Source organism: Celeribacter sp., assembly GCF_048261515.1.
Classification (GTDB): Bacteria; Pseudomonadota; Alphaproteobacteria; order Rhodobacterales; family Rhodobacteraceae; genus Celeribacter.
In genome coordinates this window covers 404172-422162 of the sequence record NZ_JBLXFZ010000001.1, presented here as the reverse complement: position 1 = coordinate 422162, position 17991 = coordinate 404172, and the positions used below count along the sequence as shown (strand labels likewise).

Below are 17991 nucleotides of genomic sequence, written 5' to 3'. Positions count from 1 at the left end.
CATGAACGGAAAGTGGGTCGCAGGTTTTATCGTGTTGGCAGCCATCCTCTTTGGCGGGGCGCTCTATTATAATCAGGAGTATGCCTTCTACGACCGCGTGAGCGTTGGTGCGCCCGCGGCCGAGGTGCGTGCGACCACGTTCATGGGCACCACCGAGGACTTGCTGGCCGAAGGCTTTGATGGTGTCGACGCGCCCACATCTCCGATCAAATACCGCGCCTGTTTCTCCACGCCGCTTTCGATCGCGATGATGACCGAAACCTTCGTGCCCTATGAAAAAGCCGCTCCGCTGATCGCGCCTCGCTGGTTTGACTGTTTCGATGCCAAGCGGATCGGCGCTGATATTGAGAACGGCACAGCCTTCGCCTTCCTTGGCGAGGAAAACATCACCTATGGCATCGATCGCGTTATCGCCGTCTACCCCGATGGCTCCGCCTATGCCTGGAACCAGATTAACCACTGCGGGGAGGCCGTATTCGACGGAAACCCCGCTCCCGAGGGCTGCCCCGAGGCGCCCGCGCAAGGACAGTAAGACATGCCCGACCTGTTGATCGAACTCTTCTCCGAAGAAATTCCCGCGCGTATGCAAAAGCGCGCCTCCGAAGATCTCAAGAAACGTATCACCGACGGCTTGGTCGAGGCGGGTCTGACCTATGCCTCCGCAGGGGCCTTCGCCACGCCGCGCCGCCTTGCACTGTCGGTCGAGGGTCTTCTGGCCGAAAGCCCGACCACGGTTGAGGAGCGCAAAGGCCCCCGCGTCGATGCGCCCGAAAAGGCGCTCGAAGGGTTCCTGCGCGGGGCAGGGGTGTCCAAGGATGACCTCGAAATCCGTGACGAGAAAAAGGGTCAGGTCTACTTCGCCAAGATCACCAAGCAGGGTCGGCCTGCCGCCGAGATCGTCGCCGAGGTGCTTGAGGCGACCATCCGCAATTTCCCGTGGCCCAAGTCCATGCGTTGGGGGTCTGGTAGCCTCAAGTGGGTGCGCCCTCTGCATTCCATCCTGTGCATCCTGTCCGCCGAGGACGGGGCCGAGGTTGTCCCGCTCGACATCGACGGGATCAAAGCAGGCAACACCGCCTTCGGCCACCGCTTCATGTCGCCCGAAACCTTCAGCGTTTCAGGCTTTGATGACTACGTGACCAAGCTCAAAACCCATAAGGTTATCCTCGACCCGCAGGAACGCGCTGACCACATCTGGCACGACGCGACGAACCAGGCTTTTGCTCAAGGGCTTGAAGTTGTTGAAGATCAGGGGCTTCTGGCCGAGGTTGCAGGGCTTGTCGAATGGCCTGTCGTTCTGATGGGCGATATTGCCGAGGACTTCATCGACCTGCCGCCCGAAGTGCTGCAAACCTCGATGAAAGAGCACCAGAAATTCTTCTCTGTGAAGAACCCCAAAACGGGTCGCATCGAGAAGTTCATCACCGTGGCCAACCGCGAAACCGCCGACCACGGCGCGACCATTCTTGCGGGGAACCAGAAGGTGCTGTTTGCGCGTCTGTCGGATGCGAAATTCTTTTGGGAAAATGACCTGCGCACGGTGGCGCGCGACGGCATGGAAGCCATGTCCAAGCCGCTCGAAAACGTCACCTTCCACAACAAACTGGGTTCTCAAGCCGACCGCATCACCCGTATTGCCGCGCTTGCCCGCGAGATCGCGCCGATTGTGGGCGCGGACGCTAATGAGGCGGAAACGGCGGCGAAGGTGGCCAAGGCCGACCTGTCCTCCGAGATGGTCTACGAATTCCCCGAATTGCAGGGGATTATGGGGCGCTACTATGCCAAGGCTGCGGGCCTTTCGGATGCCGTGGCCGACGCCTGCCGCGACCACTATAGCCCGCTTGGTCCCTCCGACGACGTGCCGACCGAGCCTGTCTCTGTCGCCGTGGCACTGGCCGACAAACTCGACACGCTGACGGGTTTCTGGGCGATTGACGAGAAACCGACCGGCTCGAAAGACCCCTTCGCCCTGCGTCGTGCGGCGCTTGGTGTGACGCGTTTGTTGCTCACCAATAACGTCCGCCTGCATCTCGACCGTTTCATCGACGAGCAGCTTGTGGCGCACCAAATCGCGGTTGCGGATGAGAACGACGGCGTCATCGACACGTTGAAGGAAATCCTTGAAGAGATCGCCAAACATGGTGTTTTCGGCGCCGCATTCGAGGCAATTTCCGATAGGCTATCGGAAGACGAGAAAGCCGCTGTCAATTCGGCCGCGGGCGGTGTGCCAGACACATCCGCCGACCTTCTCGCTTTCTTCCATGACCGTCTCAAAGTCTTCCTCAAAGACGAGGGCATCCGCCACGATGTGATTGACGCCTGCCTCGCAATGGACGGGGCTGACGACATCACGCTTCTGGTCAAACGTGCCCGTGCGCTTCAAGGTATGCTCGACACCGAGAATGGCGCGAACCTCATCCAAGGGTTCAAACGTGCCAACAACATTCTCACGCAGGCGGAAGAGAAGGACGGCGTTGAATACTCCTTCGGCCCTGACATCAAGTTTGCCGAGACCGACGAAGAACGCAGCCTGTTTGCCGCCCTCGACGTTGCCGAGACAAAGATCACGCCCGCGATGGAGGCAGAAGATTTCACCGCCGCGATGGAGGCGATGGCCCCCTTGCGCGGACCCGTGGACGCCTTTTTCGAGGCTGTTCAGGTCAATGCCGACAACGATGTGGTGCGCCGTAATCGTCTTAATCTCTTGGGTCGTATCCGACAGGTTTGCCTCGGCGTGGCCGATTTGACGAAAATCGAAGGCTAAAGCCCTCTACGCACAAGACCTTTCGCAAAGCTAAGGCTTGCGGGAGGCGCGGCAAAGGGCGTAACGTGCCCTGCGAATAGGGAGCGCCGCAGTGCAGCAAGAAGTAACCCCCCTCGGTTTCACCCGTATCAAACGGGTTGCACCGATTGCCGTGAACACTCACGGCGGTCGGGCGAAGTGCTTGCAGCGTCTTGTGCGTCTTGATCTGCCCGTGCCGTTGACCGTGGCACTTGGTTTTGACGCGGTGCACCAGCTGGCCGAAGGGCGCCCAATCGATATCACCGCGCTGCTCAACGTCTTTGGTGATGCGCCGCTTCTCTCCGTCCGTCCGTCATCGGAAGATCCCGATTGGGGTGGGCCAGGTGCCATTCTCAACATCGGCATGAACGATGCCCGTCACGCCGAGCTGGCCGAGCAATACGGGCAGGATGACGCAGACACGCTATACCTTCGGTTTGTGCAAGCCTACGCGGTCCACGTTGAGCGTCTGGACCCCGAATTGTTCGAATTTGACAATTCTCTGACCTCGGGCGAGGCGCTGCAACGTGCACTTGAGTTCTATTTCGAAGAAACCGACGAGGATTTCCCGCAAGACATTTCCCTGCAACTGATCTCTGTTCTGCGTTCAATGGCGCGCGCGTGGGAAGGCACCACTGCGCGGCTCTTGCGCCAAGCCAAGGGCGCGCCCGCCGATGCTGGGCTGGGGCTTGTGGTGCAGGCCATGGCACCCGGTTTGGGCGGTGCGCAGAGCGGGTCGGGGGTGGTCCAGTTGATCGACCCGAACACGGGCGAGCAGATCGTGAAGGGCCGCTTCACCCGCAAGTCCAGCGACCCTGCAGCTCCCGCCTCCGCGACCGAAACGCTTTACCTCGCAAAAGACCCACGCGGCCCCTCGCTCGAAGATGTTCTCCCGAAGGCTTATACGCAGCTCGTGCATTGGGCGCAGATATGCCGCACGCGGTTGCGCGAGGAGATGGAGGTCAAATTCACCATTCAGGACGGTGAGTTACACATCATCGACGCAGTACGCGTGCCTCGCTCGTCGCGGGCGGCTCTGCGCGCGGCGGTGCAATTGGCCGAAGACAAGGTGATTCCCGTCGAGGAGGCCATTTGCCGTGTGCCGCCGCGGTCTTTGACCGAACTCTTGCACCAACAGGTCGACCCCGACGCGCCCCGCGATGTGGCTGCACGCGGGATTGCCGCTTCGCCTGGTGGTGCCGTGGGTAAGATCGTGTTTACCTCTGATGCCGCGCAGGCCAGTGAAGCGCGTGGAGAACCTTGCATCCTCGTGCGCCGAGAAACCGCGCCAGAGGACATTCGTGGTATGCATTCCTCCGTCGGCGTTGTGACCGAGCGCGGCGGGGCCACCTCCCACGCCGCTGTGATCGCGCGCGGGATGGGGTTGCCGTGTGTGGTGGGGGCGGGATTGCGCATTAACCATCGCAAACGCACGCTGACGCTTGAGGACGGGCGCGAGTTGGCCGAGGGCGATACACTGACTGTCGATGGGACCATGGGCGAGGCGCTCATGGGCGAGGCGAAGATGCTGCCCGTGGTCAAGGACAAGTGGTATCTGCAACTGATGGAGTGGGCCGATAGTATCCGTGACATCGGTGTGCGGGCCAATGCCGACACCCCCGCCGACGCCGCTGTTGCCCGTGACTTCAAAGCGCAGGGCATCGGGCTGTGTCGCACCGAGCATATGTTCTTCGAGGGGGATCGCCTCACCGTGATGCGCGAGATGATTTTCGCGCAGACACGAGAAGATCGTCACGAGGTGATCGCACGGCTCCTGCCGATGCAACGCGCGGATTTCACAGAGCTATTCCAGATCATGCAGGGCCAGCCCGTGTGCATCCGCCTGTTCGATCCGCCCTTGCACGAGTTCCTGCCCTCCGACCGCGCGGGGGCCAAGGAGTTGGCCGAGGCGCTCGACCTGCCTCTCTCGGATGTGACGCGGCGGATCGAGTGGCTGTCCGAATTCAACCCGATGCTAGGGATGCGCGGCGTGCGGTTGGGGATCACCTTCCCCGAGATTTACGAGATGCAGGCGCGCGCGATCTTCGAGGCCACCGTCGAGGCATCTAAACACGGCGACCCCGTGGTGCCCGAGATCATGATCCCGCTGGTGTCTGCCAAGCGCGAGGTCGAATTGGTCAAGGCGCGGGTGGATGCTGTCGCAACCGCCGTGCGTGGTGAGACTGGCGCGGATTTCGATTACCGTCTTGGTGTGATGGTGGAGACGCCGCGCGCCGCACTGCGCGCCCATGAGATCGCACAGCACGCGGCCTTCCTGTCGTTTGGCACCAATGACCTGACGCAGATGGCTTACGGCCTGTCGCGCGATGATGCGGGGCGGTTCATGAATGCCTATGTCCAGCAGGGTGTCTTCCCCGAAGATCCCTTCCACACCCTCGATCCCGACGGGGTGGGGGAGCTGCTTCAGATTGGAGCGGAGCGTGGTCGGACGACCAAGCCTGACCTGACGCTGGGGCTGTGCGGAGAGCATGGTGGTAACCCCGAATCTATTGCCTTTTGCCGCACGGCAGGGTTTGATTATGTCTCCTGTTCGCCCTTCCGCGTGCCCGTTGCGCGATTGGCCGCAGCCCAGTTGGTCGCCAAGGAGCGCCTTGAGAGGTGATCCGCTAAGGTGTTGAAATTGTTATTTTAAGACTGCCTATGCTGTAAGCTATGCGTCTGACGCATATCCCCTGAGCACGCGCTTTTGATCCACGAGGGTGGACCGCGGGACTCATTTGCCCTATCTAGCCGCCAAATCTGGACGCCCCACGCGTCCGAATTTCTTGGACTGGAGCTACACAAATGACCCTAGGGTATCCAACAAAAGCGCTCGCGCTTGCTGTCGCAGTTTGCGCGGCGTGCGTTTCCGCGCCGATGTCGGCGGAGGTGAAGCTGAGCCAGTCGAACGCTCCCGAGGCCGTTCTCAATTCCGAATTGACCGCCCTGTTTGCCCAAGAGCGTGATGCGCTCGGCACGGTGGACAGCAGCGCGATGGCGGAGGTTCTGGCTAACTACAAACCTACGCAGAAGCCCGCCCGCGAACCGCAGATCGAGTATAGCCGCGAGTTCCTTGCTGGGCTTCCCGAAGCGACAGGCGACGAGGAATGGCTATGTCTTTCCGAGGCGCTCTACTTCGAGGCGCGTGGTGAAAGTGTGCAGGGCCAATTCGCTGTGGCCGAAGTCATCCTCAATCGCGTTTCGTCGGAGGCGTTCCCCGGCAGTGTTTGCGGTGTGATCAATCAGGGCACGGGCAAGAAATACGGGTGCCAGTTCACTTACACGTGCGACGGCCATGCTGAAAATATCCACGAACCCGAAGCCTTCTCTCGTGTGGGTAAGGTCGCGCGCCTGATGCTCGATGGCGCGCCGCGTGTCCTCACCAACGGGGCAACGCATTACCACACCACTGCAGTGGCACCCCGCTGGTCGCGCACATTTGCACGCACCGCGCAGATCGGTGTCCACTATTTCTACCGGATGCCGCGCGCCTGATCTCCTTCGGGCCAAGCACTCTGACAGAATTGTAACGTTTCGCGAGGCCATCGGCGGATTTCCGTGCGGTGGCCTTTGTTTTGGGGGCGCGCGATGTTGGACCTAAGCGGCAAAACAGGCTAGCACGGGCGTCACGATAACGCGCCATGTGAGAGGTTGCTACGTGAACGACACTCCGAGAGATGTTCAACTCGCCTTTGATCATCCGTTGGCCCGTGCCGAGGCCAGCACGAAAGGCATCTCGCCAGATCGGCTGTCCCTGCGCGACTATGTCGTGGCGGTGGAGATCGGTGCATTCGAGGTTGAGCGGGGCACGACGCAGCGCCTATCGTTCAATATCGTGGTCGAATTGCGCCCCTCCGAGAGCGATGCCGAGGACGACGTTGATCGCATCTTATCCTATGACAAACTGATCGAAGCCGTAGATGCGGCTTTGGCCGCCGAGCGCGTGAGCCTGCTTGAGACATTGGCCGAAAGTATCGCCGCGCGCGTTCTGTCCGAGCCGCAAGCCGTGCGGACTTTCGTGCGGATTGAGAAGGTGGATCGTGGCCCCTTCAAGCTCGGTGTCGAGATCGAGCGGCGTGCGGGGCAGGGGGATACCACCGTTGCGCCCGCACGGTCGAGCGGCCCGCGCCCTTTGGTTGTTGCCCTCTCTGAAGCTGCCATGCACGATCATCTGTCCGCATGGGTTGATGCGGCGCTAGCCAGACCGCGCCCCGTGATCCTCGTGCCTTCTCTGCTGGATTGCGCGCTACGCGTACCCGCAGAGGAGCCGCAACGCCGCGTTGATCTGCTCGCATTGGATCAGGCCGCATGGGCCGCCGCTGCCCGCGACCCCCGCCTCACTGTCCGCGCCAGCCGAACCGAGATTGATTGGGCCGCGGGGCGTGGCGATCTGACCATTTGGGCGCCATCGCGTCTGGTGCTGGACGCGCCACAGCCTCTTCCCGCCGAAACCGCACCCGTTGCCGCATGGCTTGCCGAACATATCGGGGCCGCTGAGCTGGTGGTGGTTGATGTGCAACCGCCTGAAACGTGCAATGTCCCGATGCGCCTGCTGGATCGTGATGCCACGGCGCGCTTGTGAGAGATACCATGACCACAGCCTATTATCGCCCGATCCCGTCCACCGATCCCGCCCGCCCCGAAGGTGCGTTGACGCTTGCTGGCGGGTGGACGTGGTTTGATCGCGTGGAAGTTCTGAGCCGTGGCGAGGCCCCTCGGATTGTCGTCGCCGCCGATCTGCCCGACCCCGTGCGGCACCGCCTGACCGCGCCGCGACCGCCTCTTGCGGGGCTCGATCTCTCGCGCCCGAACCTCATGGGCATTCTCAACACCACGCCTGACAGTTTCTCCGATGGCGGGAAGTTCAACGCGCCCGCTGCCGCCATCGAACACGCCCTAGAAATGGTGCGCGACGGGGCCGATATTCTCGATGTCGGCGGCGAGAGCACACGGCCAGGGGCGGCCTATGTGTCTGAAGGCGAAGAAATTAATCGTACCGCGCCGATCATTGCCGCGATCCGCGGCGAGCTGTCCGCACCGATCTCCATAGACACGCGGAAAGCCGCAGTGGCACAGGCCGCGCTGGAGGCGGGGGCGGATTTGGTCAATGACGTTTATGCTTTCACCCATGATCCAGCTTTGGCGGGTGTGACGGCAGATGCGGGTGCGCCCGTGTGCCTGATGCACGCGCAGGGTGACCCCGAGGTGATGCAGGACAATCCCCATTACGATGACGTTCTGCTAGACGTTTACGACTTCCTGGAGGCGCGGATCAGGGTTGCCGAAGCGGCAGGGATCAATCGGGCGCGTATTGTCGTCGATCCTGGCATCGGCTTTGGCAAAACACGTGCGCACAACCTCGCGCTGCTGCAACGGCTGTCGCTGTTTCACGGGCTGGGTTGCGCGGTTCTTTTGGGCGCGTCGCGCAAGCGGTTCATAGGCGTGATCGGCAACGCGCCTGACCCCCTCGACCGCGTTCACGGCTCCGTCGCCGTGGCGCTTGCTGGGGTGGCGCAAGGGGTTCAGATCACCCGCGTGCATGATATCAAGGAAACAAAACAAGCCCTTGCCCTGTGGCAGGCGGTCACATTGGGACAGACCGAGGAGAGTAGTGATGAAGCGTAAGTTATTTGGTACCGACGGGGTGCGTGGCAAGGCCAACAGCCACCCGATGACTGCGGAATTGGCGCTGCGCCTTGGTGCGGCGGCGGGACGGTATTTCCGCCGCGACGGCTCGCGCGCGCACCGTGTTGTGATCGGAAAGGATACGCGCCTGTCGGGCTATATGTTCGAGAACGCTCTCACGGCGGGCTTCACCTCGACGGGGATGAACGTCTTCCTTCTCGGGCCCGTGCCGACCCCTGCGGTTGGCCTTCTGACCCCCTCAATGCGCGCCGATGTTGGTGTCATGATTTCCGCATCGCACAACCCTGCCGAGGACAATGGGATCAAGTTTTTCGGCCCCGACGGGTTCAAACTGTCCGATGAAGCAGAGGTGGAAATCGAGCGGCTTCTGACCGAAGGCGTCGAACTCGCGCAGTCGCATAATATCGGGCGTGCCAAACGGATCGACGACGGGCGGTTCCGCTATAACGAACGGGTCAAAGGAGCCTTCCCGCGTGGCCTGTCTCTACAGGGCCTCAAGGTTGTGATCGACTGCGCAAACGGGGCGGCCTACCGCACTGCGCCCGAGGTTCTTTGGGAACTCGGCGCGGAGGTCATCGAGATCGGGACCTCTCCTAATGGTTTGAACATCAACGAAAAATGCGGATCGACCCATGTCGATACCGCCGCCAGCGCCGTGGTTGCGCATGGGGCGGATGTCGGGATTTGCCTCGACGGGGACGCCGACCGCGTGATGATCCTCGATGAAACGGGCGCGGTTGCGGATGGCGATCAGCTCATGGGGCTGATGGCGAAATCATGGGCGGATCAAGGTAAGCTTACAGGCGGAGCCTTGGTTGCCACGGTCATGTCGAACCTCGGATTGGAGCGATTCCTCGACGATCAAGGGTTGCGTCTTGAACGCACTTCTGTGGGCGACCGCTACGTGGTCGAGCGGATGCGTGCGGGGGGCTATAATCTGGGCGGTGAACAGTCGGGCCATATCGTCATGACCGATTTCGCGACGACGGGCGACGGCTTGCTCGCGGGGCTACAATTCCTCGCGGCGATGGTGGAGACGGGGAAAAAGGCGTCCGAACTGACCCGCGTGTTTGAACCCTTTCCGCAACTGTTGAAAAACGTGCGCTATAGCGACGGACAAAGCCCCCTTGAGGATGGCAATGTCGCGCGGGCGATTGCCGATGCCGAGGCGAAGCTGAACGGGAACGGGCGGCTTCTGATCCGCAAGTCGGGCACAGAGCCACTCATCCGCGTGATGGCTGAAAGCGTGGACGAGGCGGTGTTGAACGCGACGGTGGACAGTGTTGTCGATGCCGTTCAGGCCGCAACGCTCTGAGCCATAGAACGTTCGAAAAGGTCATGTCGGGCGGCTCATCAGGGCCGCTCACATGCCAGAATGTTGCAACTGTCCGAGTGGACCAGTCTACTGTCCCGCCGCGAATGGGGCGTAGGTCAGCAGGGTTGCGGCGTTGAGAAGGGTCCAGGTCACGCCCACAATGCGCCAGCCTTTCACCGCTTGCCCCTTGGGTTTGGCCACAGCCACGGCGCGCGCCACTCCCAGAATGTAGATGCCGAAGATCACGAAGGACATCGACAAGAGCACCGATAGTGCTGGCACGAAAGAACCGAGCGCCAGAAGAAAGATCATTACCGGCAGAAAATAGAGCGCCGCCAGATAGTTGCCCGCCCAAAAGGTGTCGCCGAGCGGCTCCTGTCCTTTAAGCAGACTCACCCAGAACCGTCGCGTCATGAACCTCTGCCGCTCCTTGGCAATCGCCTCCATGTCGTCGGGCGTCAGGTCCTCGGGGAGATGGTCGTTGGTCATGGTTCAGTCTTCCACAGTGTAGGGGGAGGTCGCCGGGCGGCCGTCCAGTGTCGTGTATTCACGGTTGTTTAAGGGAGCCTCGCCCGCTTCGCGCGTAAAGCGCAGTACGCGATCATGCTCGGGGTAGGTGACTGTGTCGCCTGCCGAACGGGTGCCGATGACGAGGTAGGTTGCGGGGGCGTCAGAGGTGTTGATCACCCGATGAGCCTTTGGAACGCCCGCTTTGAATGTTGCGGCTTCGCCCGCACTTAATCTGTAGCTGTCTGTGCCTTCCTCAATGGTTACAGTTCCAGCAACCATGTAAATCATCTCATCCTCGATGGCGTGCCAATGTTTGATCGATGAGGATGACCCAGGTGGCAGTGTTTCCTCGAAAGCGCCGAATTGCGTTAACCCGCCGCTGTCTGAAAACAGCCGCGCGCGATAGGGGCCGCAGGGCGTGTCACTGCCGTCGGAGGTCTCGCAGCGCACTGTGTCTGGCGTATGTTTCGGCATGTGTGAGCCTCAAGGATGCGGTTGATAGCCACCCCACTTAGTTCATGAAAAAGGGCGCCCCGCAAGGCGCCCTTTCCTGTTTCCAGTGTGACAGATGCGCGCTTAGTTGCGCTCTTTGTCGACCATTTTGCCTGCGGAAATCCACGGCATCATGCCGCGCAGTTTCGTGCCTGTTTCTTCGATCAGGTGCTCGTCATTGGCGCGGCGGGACGCTTTGATCGTGGGCTGACCAACGGCATTTTCGAGCATGAAGTCACGGACGAATTTACCCTGTTGGATGTCCGAAAGGACCTCTTTCATGCGGGCTTTGGTTTCGTCGTATTTCAGGATGCGCGGGCCAGTGACGTATTGACCGTATTCAGCGGTGTTGGAGATGGAGTAGTCCATGTTCGCAATGCCGCCTTCGTAGATCAGGTCCACGATGAGCTTCACTTCGTGCAAGCACTCGAAGTAGGCCATTTCGGGAGCGTAGCCCGCTTCGACCAGAGTTTCGAAGCCGCAACGGATCAGTTCAACAAGGCCGCCGCAGAGAACGGCTTGTTCGCCGAAGAGGTCGGTTTCGCACTCTTCGCGGAAGTTGGTCTCGATGATGCCCGAGCGGCCGCCGCCGATGGCGGAGCAGTAGGACAGGCCGATTTCGAGGGCTTTGCCTGTGGCGTCGGTGTCAACAGCTACGAGGCAGGGCACGCCGCCGCCTTTGACGTATTCGCCGCGCACGGTGTGGCCGGGGCCTTTGGGGGCCATCATGATCACGTCGACGCCTTCTTTCGGCTCGATGAGGCCGAAGTGCACGTTCAGGCCGTGGGCAAATGCGATAGCTGCGCCGGGCTTGATGTTGTCGTGGACGTATTTCTTGTAGGTTTCGGCCTGAAGTTCGTCGGGCATGGTGAACATGATCACGTCACACCATGCGGCAGCTTCGGCGATGCCCATGACTTTGAGACCTTCAGCTTCGGCTTTCTTGGCGGAGGGGGAGCCTTCGCGCAGGGCGACGACGACGTTCTTGGCGCCAGAGTCGCGCAGGTTCAGCGCGTGTGCGTGACCTTGCGAGCCGTAGCCGAGGATGGCAACTTTGGCTTCTTTGATGATGTTAACGTCGCAATCGCGATCATAATAAACGCGCATGTTGGCGCTCCCTTCCTAAGGTTGGTTTGGTGCCCCCAATCCCGACAAAGGCCAGAATCGCGGGCGGTAAGAACTGGCGTCAATATGCCCTTGTGATGGCGTTTACCCGTTTCAAAGTTCGGTTGATTTGCGTATAATGACAAAAAATCATTCGCTAAAAGGCAAATTGGTGAAATTATAATGCAAGTCGACGATACCGACCGCCGCATCCTGCGGCAGCTACAGGCGGACCCCGATGCGCCGTTTTCGGATCTCTCAGAGCGGGCAGGGGTCACGCCCGCGACCTTTACCCGCCGCGTTGAACGGATGCGGGCGGGTGGGGTTATTCGTGCGATCCGTGAGGAGATCGACTGGCACGCGCTTGGCTATTCGGTCGAGGTGTCGCTGCGCTTTACGCTCGACAAAACCGCGCCGCGCGCCTTTGACGAATTCATCGCTGCGGCGCGCGAGGTGCCCGAGGTGATTTCGATTGGCACTTTCCTTGGACAGGTCGATGTGCGGCTCCTCGTGATTGCCCGCGACCTGCCTGATTACCAGCGCGTCTATCGTGATAAGATCCTGACTTTACCGCATATTTCCGACATCGAGGCGCTTATGCATGTGGCCAAGGTCAAGGACCGTCACGCGGTGCCGCTATGATCGAATTGGATGATATCGACCGCGCATTGATTACGGCGCTGTGTGAGGATGCCACCCAGTCGGCGGGGGCGCTTGGGCGGGCGTTTGGGTTGAGCCAGCCTGCGGCGTGGCGGCGGATCAAGCGGTTGCGCGATGCGGGCGTCTTTGAGCCGCGACGGGTCGACCTCGATCTGGAGCAGTTGGGCTTTGGCGTGACGGTCTATCTAGGCATCAAACTGGCGACCAAGGGACGGGTCTCTCTGGAGGATTTCGAACGCGCTGTGGCCGCCATTCCCGAGGTGCAAACAGTGCAGCACGTGCTTGGTCTTTACGACTACCGCCTGCGCGTTGTTGCCACCGATCTCCCTGATTTTGAAAGGATTTTGCGTCGGCGGATCATGACTCTTCCCGGCGTCGGGAACGTCGAGGCCAACGTGCTTTTGTCCGAGGAGAGGTTGAGCGGCCCGCTATAGGCGGACCGCCCGAATGCTCAATCACCGAGGATGCGGTTGACCATTTCCGTGGTATCGCGGCTGAGGTCTTCGGTTGCCAAAATCCGTTCCAGTTGGGCGCGGATGAGGGCTTGTCGATCGGCGTCGTAACGCCGCCATGTCTCGAAAGAACCACACATGCGGGCGGTGGTTTGCGGGTTTAATTTATCCAGCTTAATCAAGTGGTTGGCTAGAGTTTCATAGCCCGCGCCGCTGGCGTGGTGGAAGCCCGCGTGGTTGGCGGTCAGCGCACCGAAGACCGCGCGGAAACGGTTGGGATTGCGCAGCGTGAAATCAGGGTGCTGCGTCAGAGTCTCAACGGTTGTCGCCGTGCTGTCCGGGGCTGCGTGGACCACCTGCATCGTGTACCATTTGTCCATCACGAGGCGGTCGTTTTTCCATTGTTTCTCAAAGGCTTGTATTTCCTCCGCGCCAAGTCCCGCGGCCAGAAGCGCGCTGAGACTGCCGAGCTGTTCGGTCATATTGTCGGCCTTGGCATAAAGCGCTCGGGCGGCTTCTCCGCCATCGTTCAGGGTCATCAGACCAAGCACAGCCATGCGCAGCGACCGTTTACCCGAACCGTCCGCGTCAGGCACGAATGTTGGCGTTTCAAGCTGTCGGAAAAGCGTCGGACATGCGTCGGACAAGTGTATGGCAAGTGTCTGGCGCAGCGTTTGGCGGGCCGCATGGATTTTTTGCGGATGCGGCGTCTGCCCCGCGTCGAAAAGCGTCTGCGCAATGTCGTCCTCGGAGGGCAGACCAAGCACCAGCGCGCGGAAGGCGGGGTCGAGACTTTCGTCGGTCAGAACCGCCTTGATCGCGTCGAGGTAGTCAGTCGCGGGGGTGGCGTCACGGGTGATCATGTCGATCAGCGTGTCTTTGGCCAGCATCCGCCCCATCTCCCATTTCTGGAAGGGGTCGGTGTCATTGGCCAGAAGGAAGGCACGGGTGGCGGCGTCGATCTCGCGCTCAAGGATCACGGGCGCGGAGAAGTCGCGCAGGATCGAGGCCACGGGACGCGCTCCCAAGCCGTCGAAGGTGAAACTCTGTGTCTCTTCGGAAAGGGTCAGAATGGTCGTCGGCACCACTTCGTCACCATTGGGGCCGATGAGGCCCACGGCAATGGGGATCAATTGCGGTTTCTTATCAGGCTGGCCAGGTGTGGGGGGCGTGGTTTGCGTGAAGGTGAGCGTCAGGGTGCCGTCCTCCCAAGCCTCGCTTACCTTCAGGCGCGGCGTGCCCGCTTGCGAATACCATTGTTGGAAATGTGAAAGATCGCGGCCTGTGGCATCTTCGAACGCCTTGAGCCAATCCTCGATGGTCACGGCCTGACCGTCGTGGCGGTCAAAGTAGAGGTTGCAGCCCTTATAGTAGTCCTCGTCGCCCAGAATGCGGCGCAGCATTCCGATGATCTCCGCGCCTTTCTCGTAGACGGTGGCGGTGTAGAAATTGTTGATCTCGACGAAGCTTTCGGGGCGCACGGGGTGGGCGAGCGGACCGTTGTCCTCGCGGAACTGGCGGGCGCGCAATTGCAGGACTTCTTCAATCCTTTTCACGGGATGGCTGCGCATATCGCCTGAGAACATCTGGTCACGGTAAACCGTCAGCCCTTCTTTCAGGCAAAGCTGGAACCAGTCGCGGCAGGTGATACGGTTGCCTGTCCAGTTGTGGAAATACTCATGGGCAATGATGCCTTCGATCCGCTCGAAATTGGCATCCGTCGAGGTTTCCTTCGAGGCGAGAACGCAAGAGGAATTGAAGATGTTCAGCCCCTTGTTCTCCATCGCACCCATGTTGAAGTCGTCAACGGCCACAATGTTGAAAATGTCCAAGTCGTATTCGCGTCCGTAGGTGTCCTCGTCCCACTTCATCGACGATTTGAGCGCCTCCATGCCAAAGGCGCATTTGTCCTCGTCGCCAGGGCGGACGTAGATATTCAACTCGACATCGCGGCCCGATTTCGTGGTGAAACGGTCGGGGTGGTTGACCAGATCGCCCGCCACGAGGGCAAAGAGATAGGATGGTTTGGGCCACGGATCGTGCCATTCGGCCCAGCCCTCGCCTGAGGCGGTGGGGTTGCCGTTGGAGAGCATCACGGGTTGATCGCTCTCGATGCGCACGGTGAAGGTCGCCATGACATCGGGGCGGTCGGGGTAATAGGTGATCTTGCGGAAGCCCTCGGCCTCGCATTGGGTGCAATACATGCCGTTGGACATATAGAGCCCTTCGAGCGCGGTGTTGGTTTCGGGGCTGATTTCAACCTCTGCTTCGAAGGTGAAGGGCTTGGTCGGCAGGTCGGCGGATTTGATGCGCAGGTGGGTGTCGCTCACATCCATCGGCACGATGGCACCGTCGACGGTGGCGGTGATCAGTTTGAGGTCCTCGCCGTTGAGCACCAGATCACCCGCGTTTTGCGCATTGGGCACAAAGGTGATCCGCGACAGGACGCGCGTTTCGGTCGGCGCGAGGCGGAAGGTCAGGTGAACCTCGCGCACCCAGTGATGCGGCTCGGCGTAATCCTTGAGGAAGATGGTTTCGGGCGCGGCGTCTTTCATCGGTGGGGCCTTTCGGAATGCAACCTGTGCTGAGGGTGGAACGTTAGTGCCGTGGCGCGGCGGGTTCAACTGGTCAGGCGTGGTTCCCCCCTGTGCGCGAAGTCGCGCGGGTGCTGTGCTGCGCCGCTCGATTTGCACATGGTTTGAGCAGTTTGCCCCTGTGCGTTGCTGCGGAGGCGGTTGCGGCGTGGCGGGTCTTGTTTCCGATAGGAAACACGTTACCCTTGGCCGTCAAATACCCCAACATCAGGTGATTCCGCATGACCCGTATCGAGAAACATGGCCTCTCTATCGACGATCAACTTGTCCATTTTGTCGAGGATGAGGCCTTGGCGGGGCTGCCCGTTGAGGCGCAGACCGTCTGGGCGGGGTTGGCGCAACTGGTGGACGAGATGGGGCCGAAGAACCGCGCGCTACTGGAACATCGCGAGGCGTTGCAGCAGCAGATCGACGGTTGGCACATTATGAACAAGGGCGCGGAGTTTGATGCCTCCGAATATGAGGCCTTCCTTCGGGCGATCAACTACATCGTGCCTGAGGGTGCGGATTTCGAGATCGAGACAACGGGCGTTGATCCCGAGTTTGCCAGCCTTCCGGGGCCGCAATTGGTCGTGCCGATCACCAATGCGCGCTATGCGCTCAACGCGGCGAATGCGCGGTGGGGATCGCTTTATGATGCGCTTTACGGCACCGATGCGATGGGCGATCTGCCTGAGGGCAAAGGCTATGACGCGGGGCGCGGGGAGCGGGTGATCCGCTGGGCCAAGGCGCACCTCGACGCGGTGGCGCCGCTTGCGGGCGGGTCGTGGGCGGATGTGATCGCGCTGCGGGTTCAGGGCGATATGCTGCTGGCCGATGACGGGACGGGGACCACGGGTCTGGCCGATCCGTCGCAATTCGTGGGCTATCTGCAAGACGGGGCGTGCCCGCTTCAGGTGCTGTTGCGGGTCAACGGTTTGCTGTTGGAAATCCGTGTTGATCCGACGACGCCCGTGGGCAAGCAGGATCCTGCGGGCATTTCTGATATCCGTCTTGAGAGCGCAGTCTCGGCGATCATGGATTGCGAGGACAGTGTGGCGGCGGTGGATGCCGAAGAGAAGGTGGGCGCCTATCGCAACTGGCTCGGCCTGATGCGCGGTGATCTGGAGGAGCAGGTATCGAAGGGTGGCAAGACCTTCACCCGCAAGCTCAACCCCGATGTGACCTATGAGACGCCCGAGGGTGGCAAGCTCACGGTCAAGGGGCGGGCGATGATGCTGGTGCGTAACGTGGGCCACCTGATGACCAACCCCGCCGTGCTCGACGCCGAGGGGCGTGAGGTGGGCGAGGGGCTGATGGACGCGCTGTTCACCACGCTGATCGCCATGCATGATCTGCAAAAGACGGAAGGGCCGCGCAATTCCGAGCACGGTTCGGTCTATGTGGTGAAGCCGAAGATGCACGGGCCTGAGGAAGTGGCCTTTGCCGACGAGATATTCACCCGCGTGGAGGCCATTTTGGGTCTGCCGCAATATACGGTGAAGCTCGGCATCATGGACGAGGAGAGGCGGACTTCGGTGAACCTCAAGGAATGCATCCGCGCGGCCAAGCATCGCGTGGCCTTTATCAACACGGGCTTCCTTGATCGTACGGGCGACGAGATCCACACTTCGATGGAAGCGGGGCCGATGATCCGCAAGGGCGAGATGAAGTCGCAGCCGTGGATTTCCGCCTATGAGGATCGCAACGTGGATATCGGTCTGGAATGCGGGCTCAAGGGGCGCGCGCAGATCGGCAAGGGGATGTGGGCCATGCCCGATCTGATGGCCGATATGCTGGAGGCCAAGATCGGCCACCCGAAAGCGGGCGCGAATTGCGCATGGGTGCCATCGCCCACGGCGGCAACTCTGCACGCGACACATTATCATAAGGTCGATGTCTTCAAGGTTCAGGACGACATCGCGGCGCGTAACGCGGCCCATGGTCCGCGCGGGACGCTTGCGGACCTGCTGACCATTCCCGTGGCCAAGGGCGTCAACTGGTCCGACGACGAAATTCGCGACGAGGTGGAGAACAACGCCCAAGGTATCCTTGGCTATGTCGTGCGCTGGGTCGATCAGGGCGTGGGCTGTTCCAAAGTGCCCGACATTCACGATGTGGGGCTGATGGAGGATCGCGCGACCTGTCGTATCTCTTCGCAAGGGCTGGCCAACTGGCTGCATCACGGCGTTGTCTCTGAAGAGCAGGTGATGGAGGCGATGAAGAAGATGGCCGAGGTCGTCGATCGCCAGAACGCAGGTGATTCGAGCTATCGTCCCATGGCCCCCGATTTCGACGGGATCGCCTTCAAGGCGGCCTGTGATCTGGTGTTCAAAGGACGGGTGCAGCCCTCGGGCTATACCGAACCTGTCCTTCATGCACGGCGGTTGGAGTTGAAAGCGCGCGGGTAAAGCGTCCCGCGCCACCCCCCAAACCAAAGCCGTCCCCCCATGCCCA

The 17991-nt window shown here is 60.9% G+C and carries 14 protein-coding genes; 10 read left to right on the top strand and 4 right to left on the bottom strand.

Going from position 1 to position 17991, the window contains the following annotated elements; genetic code table 11:
- The first annotated feature begins 1 nt into the window (after position 1).
- The 7 genes from ACN0SC_RS02050 to glmM all read left to right on the top strand — a co-directional run bounded on the left by ACN0SC_RS02050 (position 2) and on the right by glmM (position 9743).
- Positions 2–532, top strand: a complete 531-nt coding sequence (locus tag ACN0SC_RS02050) for a DUF6446 family protein (RefSeq protein ID WP_417248002.1) — start codon at positions 2–4, stop codon at positions 530–532.
- 3 nt (positions 533–535) lie between these two features.
- Positions 536–2764 (top strand): glycine--tRNA ligase subunit beta, encoded by a 2229-nt coding sequence (gene glyS / locus ACN0SC_RS02045; protein WP_417248001.1) that lies wholly within the window; start codon positions 536–538, stop codon positions 2762–2764.
- 91 nt (positions 2765–2855) lie between these two features.
- A complete protein-coding gene (locus tag ACN0SC_RS02040) occupies positions 2856–5405 on the top strand; it encodes a putative PEP-binding protein (RefSeq protein WP_417248000.1) in 2550 nt (849 codons plus the stop codon).
- Between the two features lie 182 nt (positions 5406–5587).
- Positions 5588–6277, top strand: coding sequence for a cell wall hydrolase (locus tag ACN0SC_RS02035; protein ID WP_417247999.1), 690 nt, complete (start codon positions 5588–5590; stop codon positions 6275–6277).
- Positions 6278–6440: 163 nt separating this feature from the next.
- Positions 6441–7364, top strand: coding sequence for a dihydroneopterin aldolase (locus tag ACN0SC_RS02030; protein WP_417247998.1), 924 nt, complete (start codon positions 6441–6443; stop codon positions 7362–7364).
- 8 nt (positions 7365–7372) lie between these two features.
- Positions 7373–8407: a dihydropteroate synthase gene (gene folP / locus ACN0SC_RS02025; protein ID WP_417247997.1), complete on the top strand. Its 1035-nt coding sequence runs from the start codon at positions 7373–7375 to the stop codon at positions 8405–8407.
- Entirely contained in the window at positions 8397–9743 is a 1347-nt protein-coding gene (gene glmM, locus ACN0SC_RS02020) for a phosphoglucosamine mutase (protein WP_417247996.1), read from the top strand. The genes folP and glmM overlap by 11 nt, the downstream gene beginning before the upstream one ends.
- 87 nt (positions 9744–9830) lie before the next feature.
- Here glmM and ACN0SC_RS02015 read toward each other — a convergent pair whose 3' ends face one another.
- From ACN0SC_RS02015 to ilvC, 3 genes are all read right to left on the bottom strand, one after another.
- Positions 9831–10232 (bottom strand): hypothetical protein, encoded by a 402-nt coding sequence (locus ACN0SC_RS02015; RefSeq protein WP_417247995.1) that lies wholly within the window; start codon positions 10230–10232, stop codon positions 9831–9833.
- Positions 10233–10235: 3 nt separating this feature from the next.
- The gene (locus ACN0SC_RS02010) at positions 10236–10727 is read right to left on the bottom strand and encodes a cupin domain-containing protein (protein WP_417247994.1); all 492 of its coding nucleotides are present in this window, start codon (positions 10725–10727) and stop codon (positions 10236–10238) included.
- Between the two features lie 102 nt (positions 10728–10829).
- Complete coding sequence (ilvC, locus tag ACN0SC_RS02005; protein WP_417247993.1) at positions 10830–11852, bottom strand: ketol-acid reductoisomerase; 1023 nt, start codon at positions 11850–11852, stop codon at positions 10830–10832.
- A 180-nt stretch (positions 11853–12032) separates the two neighbouring features.
- Here ilvC and ACN0SC_RS02000 point away from each other — a divergent pair, with 180 nt between their 5' ends.
- The gene (locus ACN0SC_RS02000) at positions 12033–12491 is read left to right on the top strand and encodes an Lrp/AsnC family transcriptional regulator (protein WP_417247992.1); all 459 of its coding nucleotides are present in this window, start codon (positions 12033–12035) and stop codon (positions 12489–12491) included.
- Positions 12488–12943, top strand: coding sequence for an Lrp/AsnC family transcriptional regulator (locus ACN0SC_RS01995; RefSeq protein WP_417247991.1), 456 nt, complete (start codon positions 12488–12490; stop codon positions 12941–12943). The genes ACN0SC_RS02000 and ACN0SC_RS01995 overlap by 4 nt, the downstream gene beginning before the upstream one ends.
- Before the next feature lie 17 nt (positions 12944–12960).
- On the opposite strand, the gene pepN is transcribed toward ACN0SC_RS01995, so the two are convergent.
- Complete coding sequence (pepN, locus tag ACN0SC_RS01990; RefSeq protein ID WP_417247990.1) at positions 12961–15516, bottom strand: aminopeptidase N; 2556 nt, start codon at positions 15514–15516, stop codon at positions 12961–12963.
- A 260-nt stretch (positions 15517–15776) separates the two neighbouring features.
- Between pepN and ACN0SC_RS01985 the strand changes: the two genes are divergently transcribed.
- Positions 15777–17945, top strand: coding sequence for a malate synthase G (locus ACN0SC_RS01985; RefSeq protein WP_417247989.1), 2169 nt, complete (start codon positions 15777–15779; stop codon positions 17943–17945).
- Positions 17946–17991: the final 46 nt, after the last annotated feature.

What these genes read in the sequence shown, in the direction of transcription:
- ACN0SC_RS02050 (WP_417248002.1), top strand. Translation starts at nt 2, where the DNA reads ATGAACGGAAAGTGGGTCGCAGGTTTTATCGTGTTGGCAGCCATCCTC.
- glyS (WP_417248001.1), top strand. Translation starts at nt 536, where the DNA reads ATGCCCGACCTGTTGATCGAACTCTTCTCCGAAGAAATTCCCGCGCGT.
- ACN0SC_RS02035 (WP_417247999.1), top strand. Translation starts at nt 5,588, where the DNA reads ATGACCCTAGGGTATCCAACAAAAGCGCTCGCGCTTGCTGTCGCAGTT.
- folP (WP_417247997.1), top strand. Translation starts at nt 7,373, where the DNA reads ATGACCACAGCCTATTATCGCCCGATCCCGTCCACCGATCCCGCCCGC.
- glmM (WP_417247996.1), top strand. Translation starts at nt 8,397, where the DNA reads ATGAAGCGTAAGTTATTTGGTACCGACGGGGTGCGTGGCAAGGCCAAC.
- ACN0SC_RS02015 (WP_417247995.1), bottom strand. Translation starts at nt 10,232, where the DNA reads ATGACCAACGACCATCTCCCCGAGGACCTGACGCCCGACGACATGGAG.
- ACN0SC_RS02010 (WP_417247994.1), bottom strand. Translation starts at nt 10,727, where the DNA reads ATGCCGAAACATACGCCAGACACAGTGCGCTGCGAGACCTCCGACGGC.
- ilvC (WP_417247993.1), bottom strand. Translation starts at nt 11,852, where the DNA reads ATGCGCGTTTATTATGATCGCGATTGCGACGTTAACATCATCAAAGAA.
- ACN0SC_RS02000 (WP_417247992.1), top strand. Translation starts at nt 12,033, where the DNA reads ATGCAAGTCGACGATACCGACCGCCGCATCCTGCGGCAGCTACAGGCG.
- ACN0SC_RS01995 (WP_417247991.1), top strand. Translation starts at nt 12,488, where the DNA reads ATGATCGAATTGGATGATATCGACCGCGCATTGATTACGGCGCTGTGT.
- pepN (WP_417247990.1), bottom strand. Translation starts at nt 15,516, where the DNA reads ATGAAAGACGCCGCGCCCGAAACCATCTTCCTCAAGGATTACGCCGAG.
- ACN0SC_RS01985 (WP_417247989.1), top strand. Translation starts at nt 15,777, where the DNA reads ATGACCCGTATCGAGAAACATGGCCTCTCTATCGACGATCAACTTGTC.